Raw genomic sequence first — 16,671 nt, 5'->3', positions numbered from 1 at the left:
TTAAAAAACGGCGGACCCATGAGGATCACGCCGTTTTTTCCGATATTCAAGCGGACACAAGGTGAAACGGCTGTCGCTGTCCTTTGACAGCGCGGCGCGTTTCATTCCGAGAAATATAAGCCTAATAATAAGTATGAAACTTATAATGCTTATATTTTTAAAAAGGATTGCCCATTTGGAACACGGTCCAATATGTAAAGCCTCCAAATGCGATAATCATGTAGCCCCAGAACATAACGATGTACGTTTTTTCTGTAAAGTTCAAATAGCCTAAAAATACGAAAGCTACTGCTTGGGCGAAAAACAATAATGCAAATTCTGTCATATGTCCAGCAAACGCCATAAGGCCAATGACAAGGGTCCAGAAACCCAAAACCCGATACATACGTGCCATATCTGTATATCCCCCTTTCGCTTTAGACACGATTTTCTACAGATTATTATAACGTTTGTACAAATAGGTGTAAACCTGCTATTTCAAAATATAAGCTAAGGACAACATTTTTTGCGAAGAAAGCCTGCTTTCTGCATAAGTTTGCACCAGAAACAGGCCGAATATGTATGAGCGCTTGAAAAAATGGTTATACAATTTAGTATCCAATAGATTCTATGAACTCTACCAAGGGCATAGATATAAGGTAAGCGTCTTTACGTTAGGAGGTTTTGGTTGCATGACAGCAGTCAGACAAGATGCGTGGAGTCCAGACGATGATTTAATTCTCGCCGAAGTGACCCTGCGCCATATTAGAGAAGGCAGTACCCAGCTTGGAGCTTTCGAAGAGGTGGGGGAGCGGATTGGCCGCACGTCCGCAGCATGTGGATTCCGCTGGAACAGCTGCGTCCGCAAGCGTTATGAAGAGGCAATCCAAATTGCCAAGCAACAGCGGCAGAAACGCAATTATTTGAAAAAACAAGCGATAGCGGCAACCCCGCAAGTATCTTCGCTGTCTGCTTATGAGGCGACAGACGAGAGAGGTTTCAAGGCGGAAGCGCAATCAACGGAGGAATTGCTTTCCATTGATTCGGTCATTCGCTTCCTGCGTCAAATCAAGACAACGTACCACGATGTAGGACGTCAGCTCAAGTCGTTCGAGAAAGAGCTGAGAGAGAAGGAAGAGGAGCTTGGCCGTTTGCGTAGCGAAAATGAAAGATTGTCTCGTGAGGTGAACAACGCTCAAAGCGATTACCACACCGTTAATGATGATTACAAAACGTTGATTCAAATTATGGACCGCGCCAGACGGCTTGCCGTGCTGACGAATGATGAGGAAGCGAAGCCGCGCTTCAAGATGGATGCCAATGGCAACCTGGAACGAATTGAATAGAATCGATAACAGCCCGCCGGATGATTCGGCGGGCTGTTGGCGTCTTTATAGGATAGGCGTATAATGGAAGAAAGCGTATGAAAGCAGGAGGTAGAGGGAATGCATATCGCCATAGTAGGCGGAGGAGCGCTGGGACTGCTTCATGCAGCGAAGCTGGCCTCTACGCAAGCCAAGGTTACCGTATGGACGCGCACAGAGCAGCAGTCCGTTCTACTGGCGGAAGAAGGCATTCGCTTGCTGGAGCTTGACGCAGCGGGCGCAGCTGGGGAAGCATCACGGCAGCCTGCAAAGATAGCAAGGGTGCATAGCAGAAGCTTAAGTGCGGCAGCAAAAGAAGCAGAGACTGGCTGCGCGGGGCAGCAGCAAGCGCCAGATTGGATTCTCGTCACCGTCAAGCAGGCGGATTTGACGAGGGAGCTGCTTCGCGCCATAAGGAAGCTCGCGGCCCCAGCTACTGCTATTCTTTTTTTGCAAAATGGCATCGGACATCTGGAGCTGGCGGCGCAGGAGCTTCCGGGGTTTCCTTTATTTATTGGAGTTACGACCGAAGGAGCGCTGCGCCAAGATGAAAGAACGGTCCGGCATACCGGTCGCGGGCAGCTATCGCTCGGCCCAGTGTCTTTAACTAGACAAGCAGCGGGCAAAAAGGATGAAAATCAACAATTAATGTTGCAAAATACCTTGCAATTGGCAGGATTTACGGTGTTGCTGTCGAAGACAATGAACAATCGAGTTTATGAGAAGCTCCTCATTAATGCAATCATTAATCCGCTTACAGCTATATTTGATGTGACGAACGGTGAGCTGCCACAGCATTCGGCAAGGCTGCGGCTCATGCGCGCTTTATATGAGGAAACAAATAAGATATTACGAGTGGCAGGCGGTGCGGAGCTTGAAGAGGGCGCTTGGGAGAGAGTGCTTGCTGTCTGCGCGGCTACTTCAGCCAATGTTTCATCGATGCTTAGCGATGTACGGGCGGGCCGTCCAACTGAAGTGCAATGGATTAATGGCGGCGTTTCCAGCCTTGCGAGACGTGTTGGCATGGAATCGCCGCTGAACGATGCCATGAGCGAAATGGTACGGCATTTGCAGGATGATCGGCGATAGGGAGGCGATACAGATGGGAATAATATGGGAGAGCATCAAGCATTTTTATGCCTATATGGCGGTTATTCCGGTAATACCTTTTCTCCTGATTTATTTAGGCTACGGCGCAATTATACAAGACCGCAAAAAAGCTTTTCGTCTGGCAATGGATGTGACGACTGCGCTGCTGATCGGATGCGTGGCTGTACTGCTTGATTCCTTGTTTAATAATTCTTTTGGTTTATATGGCATTTTATTGTTTATGCTGATTGGCGGCGGCTTGCTGGGCAACGCCCAGTTCCGCAAACGCGGCAGCGTCAATGTGAAAAGAATATTCCGCGCCGTATGGCGGCTTGGATTTTTCACGATGAGCATGCTTTATCTGCTGCTTATGTTTATTGCCATCGGGCAATCTATATTTTCGATATAATGGCGGATTGTAACAGACTGCAAACTGCTGCAAAGCAGGCCTTTTTGCAAAGGGTCTGTTTTTCTTTTTGACGCGCGCCCTACATCTTGTGTACAATCAATTTGTCTGTTACAGGCAGAATCATAAGCATTTAAGCTTAAATATATGGTTTCAATTAGGAGGTAGGGGTGGCTTATGTCTACCGAAACTTATTCATTACCAAGCACCCAGCCGCTCACGGATGCCTATGTGAACCTGACGGACTCAAGGGTTGAGTCCTTGTTTGGCTATCATCCGGGTCGCAAGGGCGATTGGGAGCTGCGTGCCAAGCGGCTTGCAGAATCGGCGGGCGCAAGGGCGGAAGCGGCGTCAGTCGCTGCTGTGCTGCGTGATTACAATAGCAAATGGAACGCTGCGCCCGAGGCGCTGGCTGCCATTGATGCGATTGCGGAAGGTGCGCCGGTTATCGTTGGCGGCCAGCAGGCTGGACTATGGTCTGGACCTCTTCTCGTTATACATAAAGCCGTATCGATTATCGGCGCAGCCCGCCATGCCGAGCAGCTGCTTGGGAGAAAGGTCGCTGCCGTATTTTGGATTGCTGGAGAGGATCATGACTGGGACGAAGCGAACCATGCCTATGTGCTGACCGCTGACCAAGGGCTGCGCAAGCTGGCGGCTGCCCGTCCGGAAGGGGCAAGAACATCAGTTAGCCGGACGGCTATTGATGCTAATACGTGGGCTGAGCTGCTGGCTGAGCTAGAACAGGCGCTGCCTCATTCTGATTTTAAGCCGGAAATTCTTCAGCAGCTGGGGCAAATTACGGAGCAGGCGCAATCGTTATCGGAAATGTTTGCCGGTGTAATCAGCTGCTTGCTGAGCAAGCAAGGCCTAGTTATTATGGACGCCGATGATCCGCAGCTGCGCAAGCTAGAGGCGCCGATGTTCGAGAAGCTGATTACGCACAACGATGAGCTGGAGCAGGCGTATACAGATGTGGCCAACCAGGTGAAGGAGATTGGCTATCCGCTGCAGGTTGATGTAACACCTGGCAGTGCCAATCTGTTTGTTTTCCAAACAGATAAAGGGCAGGAGCGGACGCTGCTTTATAAGCAGGCAGGAAGCTTCCAAAGCCGCAAGGGCGATTATTCGCTAACGAAGGAACAATTGCTGGACATGGCGCGGCAGCAGCCGGAGCAGCTCAGCAACAATGTGCTAACACGCCCGCTGATGCAGGATTATTTGTTCCCGGTGCTTGGAACGGTGCTGGGCGGTGCGGAAATTGCTTATTGGGCGATTACTGGAGAAGCTTTCCGCAAGCTGGATATGGAAATGCCACTTGTATTGCCGCGTATATCCTATACGCTTGTTGAAGGTACAGTGGCCAAGCATATGAGCAAATATGAACTGACGCTGGAGGATGTGGCGGTGCGCTTCGAGGAGCGCAAGCAGCAGTGGCTGGCGGAGCAGGACCAGCTGTCCATTGACGAGAAGTTTGCCGCAGCGAAGCAGGCGTTTGAGGATTTGTATGCGCCGCTGCTTGACCTGGCTGCTTCGGTACAACCGGGCCTTGCCAAGCTTGGCGATACGAATCGTCAGAAAATTATCGAGCAAATTACGTTTCTTGAGACGCGCACAAAGGATGCCCATGAGAAGCAATACGAAGCGGCTATTCGCCAGTTGGACCGCATTGCGCTGTCCTTGTGGCCAAGCGGCAAACCGCAGGAGCGGGTGCTGAATATGATCGCTTATTGGAACCGTTATGGAACCTCGTGGCTCGACAAGCTGCTGGAAGCTCCTTTTTCCCCGCTGGGCGGTCATCAAATCATTTATTTATAAACTTAAATTTGGAGGATGAATATACCTATGAGCACAATTGACAAAAGCATTATTCGCGACATTAAGCTTGCTCCGGAAGGACATTTGAAAATTGATTGGGTTAGCGCCCATATGCCTGTGCTTTCCAGCATTCGCGAGCAATTTGAGAAGGAACAGCCTTTTAAAGGCTTGAAAGTATCGATTGCGCTGCATTTGGAAGCGAAAACGGCTTATTTGGCTAAAGTGGTAAAGGCTGGCGGAGCGGAAGTTACAATTGCGGGCAGCAACCCGCTGTCCACGCAGGATGACATTTGTGCGGCGCTCGTAGAAGACGGCATTACCGTGTTTGCAAAGCATAATCCTAGCCCTGAAGAGTACAATGAGCTCATTATTAAAGCGATCGAATCGAAGCCGGACCTTATTATTGACGACGGCGGCGAGCTGATTACGCTGCTGCATAAAGACCGCCCGGATTTGCGTGAAAATCTTCGTGGCGGCGCGGAAGAAACGACGACGGGCATCATTCGTCTGAAAGCGATGGAGAAGGATGGCACGCTGCAGCTTCCGATGGTTGCGGTTAATGATGCCTACTGCAAATATTTGTTCGACAACCGTTATGGTACAGGCCAATCTGTATTTGATTCGCTGAACAAAACGACGAACCTCGTTATTGCCGGCAAAACCGTCGTAGTCGTAGGCTACGGCTGGTGCGGCAAAGGCGTAGCGATGCGCGCCAAAGGCCTTGGCGCCAAAGTAGTCGTCACTGAAGTGGACGCGATTCGTGCCGTGGAAGCGCATATGGACGGCTTCACCGTGCTGCCGATGATGGAAGCGGTCAAGCTGGGCGATGTATTCATTACGGTAACAGGCAACCGCGACAACATTCGCGGCGAGCATTATAAGGTGATGAAAGGCGGCGCGATTTTGGCGAACGCTGGACACTTCGATGTGGAGTTCAACATTCCTGAGCTTAAGGCGCTTTCTACCAATGTGCGCACCGTTCGCAACAATATTGAGGAATACCAGTTGGAAGATGGCAGAAGCATCTATGTCATTGCCAAAGGACGCCTTGTCAACTTGGCAGCAGGCGATGGCCACCCGGCAGAAATTATGGATACGACGTTTGCGCTTCAAGCACTGTCGCTCCGCTATGTAAATGAGCAGTATAAAGCACTGGGCAAAAAAGTGGTTAATTTGCCGTATGAGCTGGATGAAAGCGTAGCGCGCATCAAGCTGGAATCGCTGGGCATCAGCATCGATACGCTGACTGCAGAGCAAATTGCTTATCAGGACAGCTGGAACGTTTAATCCTACCCCCTTTGTTGTATAGCAATAGATAAACAGAGAAACAGCCGCTTCTACCGCTTAAATGCGGTGGGAGCGGCTGTTTTTGTTTCCAAAAAGAGCAACCTTTTGTCAAAATTTACGTCTAGGACGGTAACTAGGGCAAAGGGGGCCATTTTTATGACAAAAATAGAGAAAACAAAAATGAAAGAAACAGCCAAAGAAATAGCCAAAGAAATAGCCAAAGAAAGAAGCTTAAATAAAAAGCTCATTTTGCTGCCGACGTCATTCTTGTTGGCTATTATGCTGCTGCTTTCGGCCTGCTCGTCTGCAAACAGCGATTATGCATCCGAGGGGGATATGAGTGCAGCACAGACTTCTAGCGATAAGCTTGAGGAGCAGAGCAGCAGTTCAAGCAAGAGTGATGGTGCAGCTGGTTCTAAAGAAGAGAGCGGTGCTTTAGACAATAAAGCGTTGACGAGCGCACCCGCAGACAGCCCCATCGACAGCATGGCGATAGGAGGAGAAGCGTTTAACCAAAAGCTGATCTATACGGCGACAATGACGATGGAGGTTGCCGACTATGAGGCGGCGGCCCAGCAGCTGCGTAATGTCCTCCATCAGGCGGGCGGGTACATTCTTGCTTTTCAGGATGGGCAGTATGGCAATGAGAAGGGTGCGAGCTATACGATCAAGGTGCCGGCTCAAGGATTTATGCCATTTGTGGAGCGGCTGGAGGGGATCGAGAACAAGCATCTGGAGCGCGAGCTGAAAGGAACCGATGTGACGGAGGAATACGTTGATCTGGAAGCGAGGCTGAAGGCGAAGCAGGTGGTGGAGCAAAGGCTGCTTGCTTTCATGGATAAGGCGGAAAAAGCGGATGATTTGGTCAAATTTTCGCAGCAGCTTGCAAAGGTTCAGGAGGAAATTGAACAGATCAAAGGACGCACGCGCTATTTGGACAAAAATGTAGCTTTCTCAACGATTGAGCTGAGGCTGTATCAGCCGATTGATGTGTCAGTGAAGACGGACAAGGAAGAGAAATCGCTAGGCGGCAAAATGCTGTCGTCCTTCAAAGCAAGCTACGAAGGAACATGGAACGTTCTTCAAGGGCTGCTCGTCTTCCTCGCAGGAGCGCTTCCCGCACTCGTTATTCCTGTAATCATCGGGCTTATCATATGGTGGTTTGTACGTCGCTCCCGCGCCAAAACACCGCCTGCAAAGCCAGAGCCTGAGCAGCAATAGCGCACATTTAGCTCGCTTTCCGTGCTAGAAGCGAAAGGTAAGATGAAAATTTATTCATAAGGCCAAACATTTTAATAAAATCCTGCTCCTATGAGCAGGATTTTATTATTGTATGGCGAATTACACTATGTTATGTGGGGGAAAGTGGAGCAAAGTGGGGAATAAGGGAGAGAGGGTGGAGGCGATCTTATGTTCATGGGCGAATATCAACACAGCGTTGATGACAAAGGTCGGCTTATCGTACCAGCCAAATTCCGTGATTCACTAGGCGCTTCCTTTATTGCCACCCGCGGTCTCGACAACTGCTTGTTTGTTTATCCCATGAGCGAATGGACAGTGCTTGAGCAGAAGCTCAAATCGCTTCCGCTCATGAAGGCAGATGCAAGGGCGTTCACCCGGTTCTTTTTTTCCGGGGCAACCGAATGCGAGCTGGATAAACAGGGAAGGGTAAACTTGCCGGGACATCTTAGAGAATATGCGAAAATTGACAAGGATTGTATGGTTCTGGGGGTTTCAAGCAGGGTAGAAATATGGAGCAAGGCAGTTTGGGACGGCTATTATGCAGAGTCCGAGCAAACCTTCAATGAAATTGCCGAGAAGCTGGTCGACTTTGACTTCAACTTTTAAACGGGCGATTTCGAAAACTTGCTAATGATGGAACAATACGACCAAGACTAGACAACAAGAACGGGAGGGCAATTGCGTGTTTCAGCATGTAACAGTACTTATGGAGGAAGCGGTTGACGGCCTGGCCATTAAGCCGGACGGCATTTACGTCGATTGCACGCTCGGCGGGGCGGGACACAGTGAACGCATTGCGTCGAGTTTGGGCGAGGGAGGACGGTTAATCGCTTTTGATCAGGATGATATTGCGCTGAACCACGCAAAGATCAGGCTTGCACCGTATTTGGATAAAGTAACACTTGTAAAAAGCAATTTCCGTTATTTGGAACAAATGCTGCTCACTTGCGATGTGCCAGTTGTGGACGGCGTACCTCAGGTAGATGGCATCCTGTTTGACCTTGGTGTATCGAGCCCTCAGCTTGATGAGGCAGAGCGTGGCTTTAGCTATAATCATGACGCGCCGCTTGATATGCGGATGGATCAAGGCGGGGCAATGACCGCTCATGAAATTGTCAACACATGGGATGAACGTGAAATTTCGCGCATTCTGTCCCATTATGGCGAGGAGAAGTTTGCCAGATCCATCGCCAGGACGATTATCAAGACAAGGGAAAGCAAGACGATTGAAACGACGGGAGAGCTTGTCGAGCTAATTAAGCTGTCCATTCCTGCAGCGGCAAGGCGCACAGGCGGACATCCTGCAAAGCGTACGTTCCAGGCGCTGCGGATTGCCGTTAATGATGAGCTGCGCGCGGAGGAAGAAGCTTTGGAGCAGGCAATTCGCTGCCTGAATCCGGGCGGCCGGGCGGCCGTCATTACGTTTCATTCCCTGGAGGATCGAATCTGCAAGCAACTATTTGCGAGCCTTTTAGAAAAGTGCACTTGTCCGCCGGATTTCCCTAAATGTGTGTGCGGCGGTACAGGAAAGCTTCGGTTAGTGAACCGCAAGCCCATTGTTCCGAGTGAGCAGGAGCTGGAGACTAATCCACGCGCTCGTTCGGCCAAGCTGCGAATCGCAGAAAAATTGTGAGACCTGAGGAGGTTCTGGAGTGGCCTATACGAATGGAAATTTGGCTCTGCAGCCTAAGAAAAAACCGGAGCAGAAGCCAGCAATTAAGCAAAACAAACGGGTGGTCGTAAAAAGAAAAACGATAACGATGCAGGAAAAGCTATTGTATTTGTTTACAGTAATCGCATGCGTGCTTGTTGCAGGCGTTATTATTTTCAGGTATGCCGAAATTTATAAAATGAGCGTAGAAATAAAACACGTCACTAGTGAATATGAAGCGGTGAACGTGGAGCTGAAAGAGCTGAAGAAGCAGGTTGAAATGCTGAGCGACCCGGAGTTTATTCGGAAAATGGCGGAAAGCCAGGGGATGGTCAACAATTATCAGCCAGGCATAACCGTAAATACAGGTAAAGAGGAATCGGCTACTGCAATGGGTGAGTAGGGAGGACATATGGTAAAACGAATCAGGATGCGCACATTGTTTTTTGGAGGGGTAATTACCCTCCTTTTTCTTATTCTAATTGGTAGAATTTTCTGGGTGCAGGTAGTTGATAGAGACACTTGGTATAACATGGCAAAACAACGTTGGGCGGATACCGAAACTTTAGTCGCGAACAGGGGGACCATTACGGATCGCAATGGCAATGTGCTGGCGATGGATGCACTTGCTTATAATGTGGCAGTCAGTCCGAAGCAGATTGATAGTTTGGGCATTGCAGATGAGGTCGTAGAAGGGCTGAATGCGATTTTGAACAAGCCGCAGGATGAGCTGCGCAAAATTGTTACCGCACAGAACGATAAAGGCGAATATTACGGGCAGCGCGAAATTCGCGACGGCGGCTGGAATATCGACAAATCGGTGGCTGATAAAATCAAGGAGCTGCGGGATGAGCTAAAGAAAGAAAACAAAGTAAATGACGTTGGCATTTATTTATATGATGATCAAAAACGCTATTATCCTCGCAATACTATGGCATCCCAACTGATAGGCTACGTGGACAAGGATGGTAAGGCGCTCGCAGGCATTGAATCCTTTTTCAATGATAAGCTCGAGGGCACGAATGGTGAAATCAAGTATGAGAAGGATGGCAAGCGTGTTCAACTCGCGGAAGGCGACGTTGTCTACGAGCCAGTCGTTGATGGGCAGGATATTACGCTGACTCTCGATAACGAGATTCAGCATTATGTAGAGGAAGCTATCAAGGAAGTGGCGAATAAATATCAGCCCAAAAGCATAACGGCTATTGCGGCTGACCCCAATACGATGGAAATTCTCGCCATGGCGAATTATCCGACCTTTAATCCGAATACGTATTGGGATACGAACTTTGAAAATGCATACAACCACGCCATCAAGTCCTTGTACGAGCCGGGCTCAACGTTCAAAATTGTAACGTTGGCGGCAGCGGTCGAAGAAGGGCTGTTCGAACCGAATGCGACCTTTCAATCCGGCAGCATTAATGTGCCAGGTAGTCCCGTGCGGGATTCCAACCGGATAGGCTGGGGGAAAATCTCTTATTTGGATGGCCTGAAGCATTCCAGTAACGTCGCATTCGTTAAATTAGGCTGGCAAATGCTCGGCGGCGAGAAGCTGGTAGATTACATTAATCGCTTCGGCTTTGGGCAGCCGACAGGCATTCAACTGGGCAATGAATCAAAGGGTGTTCTCAATATTAATTTGAGCATTCCCAGTGATATTGCGCGGGCATCGTTTGGACAAGGTCCCGTATCCGTAACGCCGATTCAACAAATCGCTGCAGTCGCTGCAGTAGCAAACGGCGGCAATTTGATGCAGCCGCAAATTATTAAGCAAATTTACAATCCGAACACGAATACGACCGAGAAGTTTGAGCCGAAGGTTGTGCGCAAGGTAATTTCCGAGGATACGTCGAAAAAGGTCGGCGAATATTTGGAGCAGGTTGTATCCGACCAAGTAAACGGAACTGGGAAAAACGCCTACATTGAGGGGTACCGTGTAGCAGGCAAGACCGGTACGGCACAAAAAATTATTAATGGGAAATATTCCAAAAATAAATATGTCGTTTCGTTTATCGGCTACGCGCCAGTTGAAAATCCGAAGGTCGTCGTCTATATTGTCGTCGATGAGCCTAATGATCCGCTCGCGGGCGGGGGTAAGGTTGCAGCACCAGCCTTCAAGGAAATCGTCTACAAAACATTGCGCCATATGGGGGTCATGCCCGATAACGCGACAGTAGAATCGACGACCGATAAAAAGACGCCAACCGTTCAACTGCCGGATGTCACCGAAATGAACTTGTCTCAAGCGCAAGAGGAGCTTAAAGCGCGCAATGTGATGTTTGAGGTCGTGGGCACCGGGACGACAGTAGTCAAGCAGGTTCCGGCAGCAGGGGAAAATATCGCTCAAACCCAGCGTGTTTATCTCGTTACCGAACAGCAGGACAAGCTGACGATTCCCGACATGACAGGATTGTCGCTGCGTGATGCGCTGGAGGTTGCTTCACTGATGAATGTGCAGCTGCTGGCAGAAGGGGAAGGCTTTATCATTTCCCAGAAGGAAGAGAAGCAGGGGGACAAGCGGATTTTGCGCGTACAGCTTTCGCCGCCAACTGGCGCAGAGGGTGCTGTCACGGCAGAGGAAGCATTGGCAAATGCACAGAACGAGGCTGGAGCGGAAGCAGAGGCTGGCACGGAAGAAGAGGCCGCCTCAGGCAGCTCTATGCAGGATGATGTAGAGGATACAGGAGAAATTCAGGAGCAATAGCATGACTAGCAAGGTTTTGTATGGACTGGCACGGACTAGCAAGGGTAGTATAAAGGACACGCCAGAGGCTTGTTCTATCTCCTCCGCCCCATGAATAGGCTGGGAATGAGCGTCAGTGTACGCTCTGCCTTAAGCAAAGGGCGGAGGAGGAGCAAGCGATGAAAGTATCAAATGTGACGGTGCGCCGTCGATTGTTTATGGTGCTTATTTTTGGGGTAATTGCATTTGCCGCTTTAGGTGCGCGCCTAGGGTATGTTCAGCTTTGGAAGGGCAGCGAGCTGGCGGCCAAGGCGGAAAATTCATGGCGCAGGGATATTCCCTATATGGCGAAGCGGGGAGAAATTTGGGACCGCAATGGCGTCAAGCTGGCTTACAACGTAACCTCGCCTACCATTTGGGCGATTCCTGCGCAAATTAAAGACAAGCGGGCGACGGCTGATGCGCTCGCGCCGCTGCTGGATATGACGGCAGATGAGCTGTATGGCAAAATCAATACGAAAAAATCAATGCTCGTCCAGCTTCGTCCCGGCGGCCGCAAAATGACGCCGGAGAAGGCGCAGCAGGTGCGGGAGCTCTCGCTTGCTGGCATTGTAGCTGCCGAAGACAATAAACGCTTTTATCCCTTTGGCAGCTTGGCGGCGCATGTGCTAGGCTTTACAGGCATAGACAACCAAGGGCTTACGGGTGTGGAAGCGAGGTATAATGACGAGCTTAGCGGCATTCAAGGGAATGTCTCTTTTCTGTCGGATGCGCGCGGCAGGCAGATGCCGAATTCCTCGGATACGTATGTGGAGCCGAAGGAAGGGCTGACGATGCAGCTGACGATCGACAAGCAGATTCAAGCCATCATGGAGCGAGAGCTGGACCAAGCGATGGCGCAGCACCAGCCCGACCAGATTATGGCGATTGCGATGAATCCAAAAAATGGTGAAATATTAGGGATGGCGAGCCGCCCGACCTATGAGCCGGATAAGTACAAGGAAGTCGCGTCCGAGGTGTATAATCGGAATTTGCCGATTTGGATGACCTATGAGCCGGGTTCGACGTTTAAAATTATTACGCTCGCCGCAGCTATTGAAGAAAAGAAGGTCAACCTGAACAATGAGCGTTTCTATGATCCGGGTGCAATTGAAGTTGGAGGCGCAAGGCTTCGCTGCTGGAAGAAGGGCGGCCATGGCAGCCAAACTTTTCTGGAAGTTGTTGAGAACTCCTGCAACCCGGGTTTTGTGACGCTTGGGCAGCGGCTGGGCAAAGATAAGCTCTTCGAATATATTAAAAATTTTGGCTTTGGCACAAAAACAGGCATTGATATCGGCGGCGAGGAAAACGGCATTATGTTTAAGCTGAGCCGTGTCGGGCCGGTGGAGCTGGCGACGACCGCTTTCGGCCAGGGGGTTTCGGTTACGCCCATTCAGCAAATTACCGCTGTCTCAGCTGCTATTAATGGCGGTACGCTGTACAAGCCGCATGTGGTGAAGGGCTGGATAAATCCGGACACCGGGGAGACGGTGGAAACCGTAGAGCCGGAGGCGGTGCGAACGGTTATTTCTGAGGAGACGTCGAAGGCGGTCCGGGAGGCGCTGGAAAGTGTCGTAGCGAAAGGAACTGGGCGAAATGCGTTTATTGATGGCTACCGCGTAGGCGGCAAGACCGGTACGGCGCAAAAGGTCGTGGGTGGCAAATATTCGCCAAACGAGCATATCGTTTCCTTTATCGGCTTTGCCCCAGCGGATGATCCGGAAATCGTCATTTACGTAGCGGTCGACAACCCGCAAGGGATACAGTTCGGGGGCCTCGTTGCGGCGCCGATCGTGCGCAATATGATGGAGGACGCCTTGACGGTGCTGCAGGTGCCGCAAAGGGAGAAGCAGATTGGCAAAGTGTATAAATACGGCGAGACGCCAATTGTTGCTGTCCCTAATCTGATCGGCAAGTCGGTGTCCGATATTTATGAGGATTTGAACATGAACTTCAACCTCAGCTCGGCAGGGACGGGGCAGACGGTTATTCGCCAGGCGCCTGCTGCCGGTACGCGGGTGGATCGCGGTTCTACGATACGTATCTATTTAGGCGACGAGGATGATATATCTCATACGCATTGACTATACTGGTAGACATAATAAATAATAATGAAGGACATCATGCTCGGTTTGGCAGCAAGGCTTCATGTTTGCCGAGTAATGGAAGGAGAAGATAAGCATATGAAATTAAGCGAATTGGCAAGCCGATTAATCACTTCCAAGCTAATTGGCAGCGGTGATATAGAGATTACAGCTATTGAGACGGATTCCCGCGCAGCACAGGCGGGCAGCTTGTTTATTTGTTTGCCTGGCCATACGGTGGATGGGCATGATTTTGCTCCGCAAGCGGCGGAGCGCGGGGCGTCTGCCTTTGTAGTCGAGCGCGAGCTGCCGCATATTGCGGCGCCGCAGCTCGTAGTAGGCAGCAGCCGCCATGCGATGGCGGTGCTTGCGGACTATTTTTACAAGCAGCCGAGCAGCTCCTTGCATTTGATTGGGGTTACCGGCACGAATGGAAAGACGACGACGACATATTTAATTGAGCAAATTTTGAATGATCAGCATAAGCCGGCAGGCGTTATCGGTACAGTGGAGCGGCGTTATGCGGGAATAACCGAGCCGATGTCGGGCACGACGCCAGAAGCGCTGCAGCTTCAGCGTTATTTGGCGGAAATGCGTGATGCTGGCACGCAATATTGCGCGCTGGAAGTTTCCTCCCATGCGCTGGAGCAGGGCCGGGTGAAGGGCTGCCGCTTCCGCACGGCGATTTTCACGAACCTGACGCAGGATCATCTGGATTATCATGGCACGATGGAGCGTTATGCTGAAGCGAAGGGGCTGTTCTTCTCTCGGCTTGGCAATGTATATGCAAGTGATGAGGCGGAGCGCTCCTATGCGGTGCTCAATGCGGATGATCCAGCTTCGGAGATGTTTGCAAAAATGACAGCTGCGGATACGATTTTGTATGGAATTGATCATGCCGCGGATGTCCGCGCCTCTAATATTCAAATTACGGCGCAAGGCACGTCTTTCCATGTCGACACCTTCGCGGGCAGCGCAAATATTACGCTCAAGATGGTCGGCAAGTTTAATGTGTATAATGCGCTTGCGGCCATGAGTGCGGCTTTAATTGAAGGAATAGCGCTTGAGCAAATCAAGGCAAGCCTGGAAAAAATGGCCGGTGTGCCGGGGCGCGTGGAATCGGTTAGCGTTGGGCAAAACTTTGCCGTTATCGTTGACTATGCCCATACGCCGGATGGGCTTGACAACGTGCTGAGCGCGGTTAAGGAGCTTGCGCCGCCTCGCATCATTTGCGTATTTGGCTGCGGCGGCGACCGCGACCGGACGAAGCGTCCGATTATGGGAGCCATTGCTGCCAAATACAGCGATTATACAATTATTACCTCGGATAATCCTCGTACGGAGGACCCTGAGCTCATTTTGCGGGATGTAGAGGCGGGGCTTTTGAAGGATGGTGTGGACAAGAGCCGCTATGAGCTGCTCGTTGATCGTCATGCCGCTATTGAAAAAGCGGTTGAAATGGCAAGCCCTGGCGATGTAGTATTGATTGCGGGGAAAGGTCATGAAACCTATCAAATTATCGGAGGCGTTACGCATCCGTTTGATGACCGACTAGTTGCGAAAGAAGCGATAAGGGGATTATTATATTGATTAGACGTACGCTGGAACAAATAGGCGGCATGTGCAAGGCGGAGTGGAATCCGGCTGCATCCGCTGTTGCCATCACTGGTGCAGGAACCGATTCTCGTAAAATTACAGCGGGGCAGCTGTTCGTGCCGCTGGTGGGAGATAAATTCGACGGGCATGACTACGTGGCCCAAGCGCTTAAGGATGGAGCTGCGGCTGCATTGTGGCAGCGCGGCCATGCTGTTCCGCCGGAGCTTGCAGACGCTCCTCTGCTTCAGGTCGATGATACGCTTGCAGCGCTTCAAGCGCTTGCGAGTGCTTATCGCACCGAGCTTTCAGGGCTGCGCGTTGTGGGCATTACGGGCAGCAACGGTAAAACGACAACGAAGGATATGGTTGCCTCAGTACTCGGCACCTCGCTTCGCGTGCACAAAACGGCAGGCAACCTGAACAATCATATCGGGCTGCCGCTGATGGTGCTGGAGCTGGATGAGCAGACGGAGGTAGCGGTACTGGAGATGGGTATGAGCGGCTTTGGCGAAATTGAGCTGCTGACGCAAATTGCTAAGCCGGATGTTGCCATCATTACGAATATTGGCGATGCGCATATGCTGCAATTAGGCTCGCGCGAAGGCATCGCGAAAGCAAAGCTGGAAATCGTGTCCGGCTTGCAGCCCGGCGGGCTGCTGCTGTATAACGGAGATGAGCCGCTGCTCGCCTCCGGTCTTGGCCATACGGCTCTTCCTGCTGGTGCTAGATTGGAAGCTTTTGGCCTGATGGACGGAAATCGGTGGACGGCTGCGAATATGGATATAGACGCGGTATCAGCAGCCTTCGAACTGAAAGACGGAAGCGCTGGCGCACAAGCTAATGCAGCAGTGCCCGAAGCGGAAATCTATTCCATTCCCGTGCCGGGCAAGCATAATGTCAGCAATTCGCTGGCAGCTATTGCAATTGGCTATCATTTTGGCATCACTGGGGAGCGGATTCGCCAGGGATTGTCCAGCCTGCAGCTGACAGGCATGCGGATTCAGCCGGTAAAAGCTTTTAATGGCGCCATGATTTTGAATGATGCGTACAACGCGAATCCGACTGCGGTAAGGGCGGCCATCGATTTGCTGGAGAGCGTAAGCGGCTTCCGCAAAAAATGGATCGTGCTTGGCGACATGCTTGAGCTAGGACCCGATGAGGAGCAGCTTCACTATGATACAGGCGCTTTCATTACGCCGGCGAAAGCGGGTGCCGTGCTAACTTGCGGACAGCTGTCGCGTCACACGTCGCTTGGCGTGAAGAGCAGCTTCGGCGCTGCGGCTGATGCTGCGGACATTATTCATTTTGAAGAGAAGGAAAAGCTGGCGGAGTGGCTCAAACAGCAGCTGCAGCCTGCGGATATTGTGCTGGTCAAAGGCTCGCGCGGTATGCGTATGGAACAGATTGTCCAAGCTTTAGAGGTGGGGTGAGAG

The 16,671-nt window shown here is 50.9% G+C and carries 14 protein-coding genes; 13 read left to right on the top strand and 1 reads right to left on the bottom strand.

Features of this window, described 5'->3' with window-relative positions:
- Positions 1-157: 157 nt before the first annotated feature.
- On the bottom strand, positions 158-394 hold the full coding sequence (locus ASF12_RS27730; RefSeq protein WP_056041661.1) for a DUF2626 domain-containing protein: 237 nt from the start codon (positions 392-394) through the stop codon (positions 158-160).
- A 277-nt stretch (positions 395-671) separates the two neighbouring features.
- On the opposite strand from ASF12_RS27730, the gene ASF12_RS27725 reads away from it, so the two are divergent.
- From ASF12_RS27725 to ASF12_RS27665, 13 genes are all read left to right on the top strand, one after another.
- Complete coding sequence (locus tag ASF12_RS27725; protein WP_056041660.1) at positions 672-1,325, top strand: RsfA family transcriptional regulator; 654 nt, start codon at positions 672-674, stop codon at positions 1,323-1,325.
- Positions 1,326-1,424: 99 nt separating this feature from the next.
- Positions 1,425-2,432, top strand: coding sequence for a ketopantoate reductase family protein (locus ASF12_RS27720; protein ID WP_056041657.1), 1,008 nt, complete (start codon positions 1,425-1,427; stop codon positions 2,430-2,432).
- Between the two features lie 13 nt (positions 2,433-2,445).
- Positions 2,446-2,841 carry a DUF3397 domain-containing protein gene (locus ASF12_RS27715; protein ID WP_056041655.1) on the top strand — a complete coding sequence of 132 codons (396 nt, stop codon included), beginning with the start codon at positions 2,446-2,448 and terminating at the stop codon, positions 2,839-2,841.
- A gap of 174 nt (positions 2,842-3,015) precedes the next feature.
- Positions 3,016-4,656, top strand: a complete 1,641-nt coding sequence (gene bshC, locus ASF12_RS27710; protein WP_056041653.1) for a bacillithiol biosynthesis cysteine-adding enzyme BshC — start codon at positions 3,016-3,018, stop codon at positions 4,654-4,656.
- A gap of 27 nt (positions 4,657-4,683) precedes the next feature.
- Positions 4,684-5,943, top strand: coding sequence for an adenosylhomocysteinase (locus tag ASF12_RS27705; protein ID WP_046230404.1), 1,260 nt, complete (start codon positions 4,684-4,686; stop codon positions 5,941-5,943).
- 156 nt (positions 5,944-6,099) lie between these two features.
- Positions 6,100-7,164: a DUF4349 domain-containing protein gene (locus ASF12_RS27700; RefSeq protein ID WP_056041651.1), complete on the top strand. Its 1,065-nt coding sequence runs from the start codon at positions 6,100-6,102 to the stop codon at positions 7,162-7,164.
- Positions 7,165-7,353: 189 nt separating this feature from the next.
- Positions 7,354-7,791, top strand: a complete 438-nt coding sequence (mraZ, locus tag ASF12_RS27695; RefSeq protein ID WP_046230405.1) for a division/cell wall cluster transcriptional repressor MraZ — start codon at positions 7,354-7,356, stop codon at positions 7,789-7,791.
- 76 nt (positions 7,792-7,867) lie between these two features.
- Entirely contained in the window at positions 7,868-8,818 is a 951-nt protein-coding gene (rsmH, locus tag ASF12_RS27690) for a 16S rRNA (cytosine(1402)-N(4))-methyltransferase RsmH (protein WP_056041648.1), read from the top strand.
- A 19-nt stretch (positions 8,819-8,837) separates the two neighbouring features.
- Positions 8,838-9,239, top strand: a complete 402-nt coding sequence (gene ftsL2, locus ASF12_RS27685) for a cell division protein FtsL (protein ID WP_056041647.1) — start codon at positions 8,838-8,840, stop codon at positions 9,237-9,239.
- Between the two features lie 129 nt (positions 9,240-9,368).
- On the top strand, positions 9,369-11,540 hold the full coding sequence (locus ASF12_RS27680; protein ID WP_235533305.1) for a penicillin-binding transpeptidase domain-containing protein: 2,172 nt from the start codon (positions 9,369-9,371) through the stop codon (positions 11,538-11,540).
- 158 nt (positions 11,541-11,698) lie between these two features.
- Positions 11,699-13,642: a stage V sporulation protein D gene (locus ASF12_RS27675; RefSeq protein ID WP_056041642.1), complete on the top strand. Its 1,944-nt coding sequence runs from the start codon at positions 11,699-11,701 to the stop codon at positions 13,640-13,642.
- A 99-nt stretch (positions 13,643-13,741) separates the two neighbouring features.
- Positions 13,742-15,232, top strand: coding sequence for a UDP-N-acetylmuramoyl-L-alanyl-D-glutamate--2,6-diaminopimelate ligase (locus tag ASF12_RS27670; protein WP_056041640.1), 1,491 nt, complete (start codon positions 13,742-13,744; stop codon positions 15,230-15,232).
- On the top strand, positions 15,229-16,668 hold the full coding sequence (locus ASF12_RS27665; RefSeq protein WP_056041638.1) for a UDP-N-acetylmuramoyl-tripeptide--D-alanyl-D-alanine ligase: 1,440 nt from the start codon (positions 15,229-15,231) through the stop codon (positions 16,666-16,668). Before ASF12_RS27670 ends, ASF12_RS27665 begins: the two co-directional genes overlap by 4 nt.
- Positions 16,669-16,671 lie beyond the last annotated feature (3 nt).

The sequence above is a fragment of the Paenibacillus sp. Leaf72 genome (assembly GCF_001422685.1).
GTDB lineage: Bacteria > Bacillota > Bacilli > Paenibacillales > Paenibacillaceae > Pristimantibacillus.
The sequence above is the reverse complement of the archived record's forward strand: the minus strand, read 5'-3'. Positions and strand labels throughout refer to the sequence as shown.

Bases quoted from the DNA above. Each gene is read 5' to 3' on its own strand.
- ASF12_RS27730 (WP_056041661.1), bottom strand. From the start codon at position 394: ATGGCACGTATGTATCGGGTTTTGGGTTTCTGGACCCTTGTCATTGGC.
- ASF12_RS27725 (WP_056041660.1), top strand. From the start codon at position 672: ATGACAGCAGTCAGACAAGATGCGTGGAGTCCAGACGATGATTTAATT.
- ASF12_RS27720 (WP_056041657.1), top strand. From the start codon at position 1,425: ATGCATATCGCCATAGTAGGCGGAGGAGCGCTGGGACTGCTTCATGCA.
- ASF12_RS27715 (WP_056041655.1), top strand. From the start codon at position 2,446: ATGGGAATAATATGGGAGAGCATCAAGCATTTTTATGCCTATATGGCG.
- bshC (WP_056041653.1), top strand. From the start codon at position 3,016: ATGTCTACCGAAACTTATTCATTACCAAGCACCCAGCCGCTCACGGAT.
- ASF12_RS27705 (WP_046230404.1), top strand. From the start codon at position 4,684: ATGAGCACAATTGACAAAAGCATTATTCGCGACATTAAGCTTGCTCCG.
- ASF12_RS27700 (WP_056041651.1), top strand. From the start codon at position 6,100: ATGACAAAAATAGAGAAAACAAAAATGAAAGAAACAGCCAAAGAAATA.
- mraZ (WP_046230405.1), top strand. From the start codon at position 7,354: ATGTTCATGGGCGAATATCAACACAGCGTTGATGACAAAGGTCGGCTT.
- ASF12_RS27680 (WP_235533305.1), top strand. From the start codon at position 9,369: ATGGCAAAACAACGTTGGGCGGATACCGAAACTTTAGTCGCGAACAGG.
- ASF12_RS27675 (WP_056041642.1), top strand. From the start codon at position 11,699: ATGAAAGTATCAAATGTGACGGTGCGCCGTCGATTGTTTATGGTGCTT.
- ASF12_RS27670 (WP_056041640.1), top strand. From the start codon at position 13,742: ATGAAATTAAGCGAATTGGCAAGCCGATTAATCACTTCCAAGCTAATT.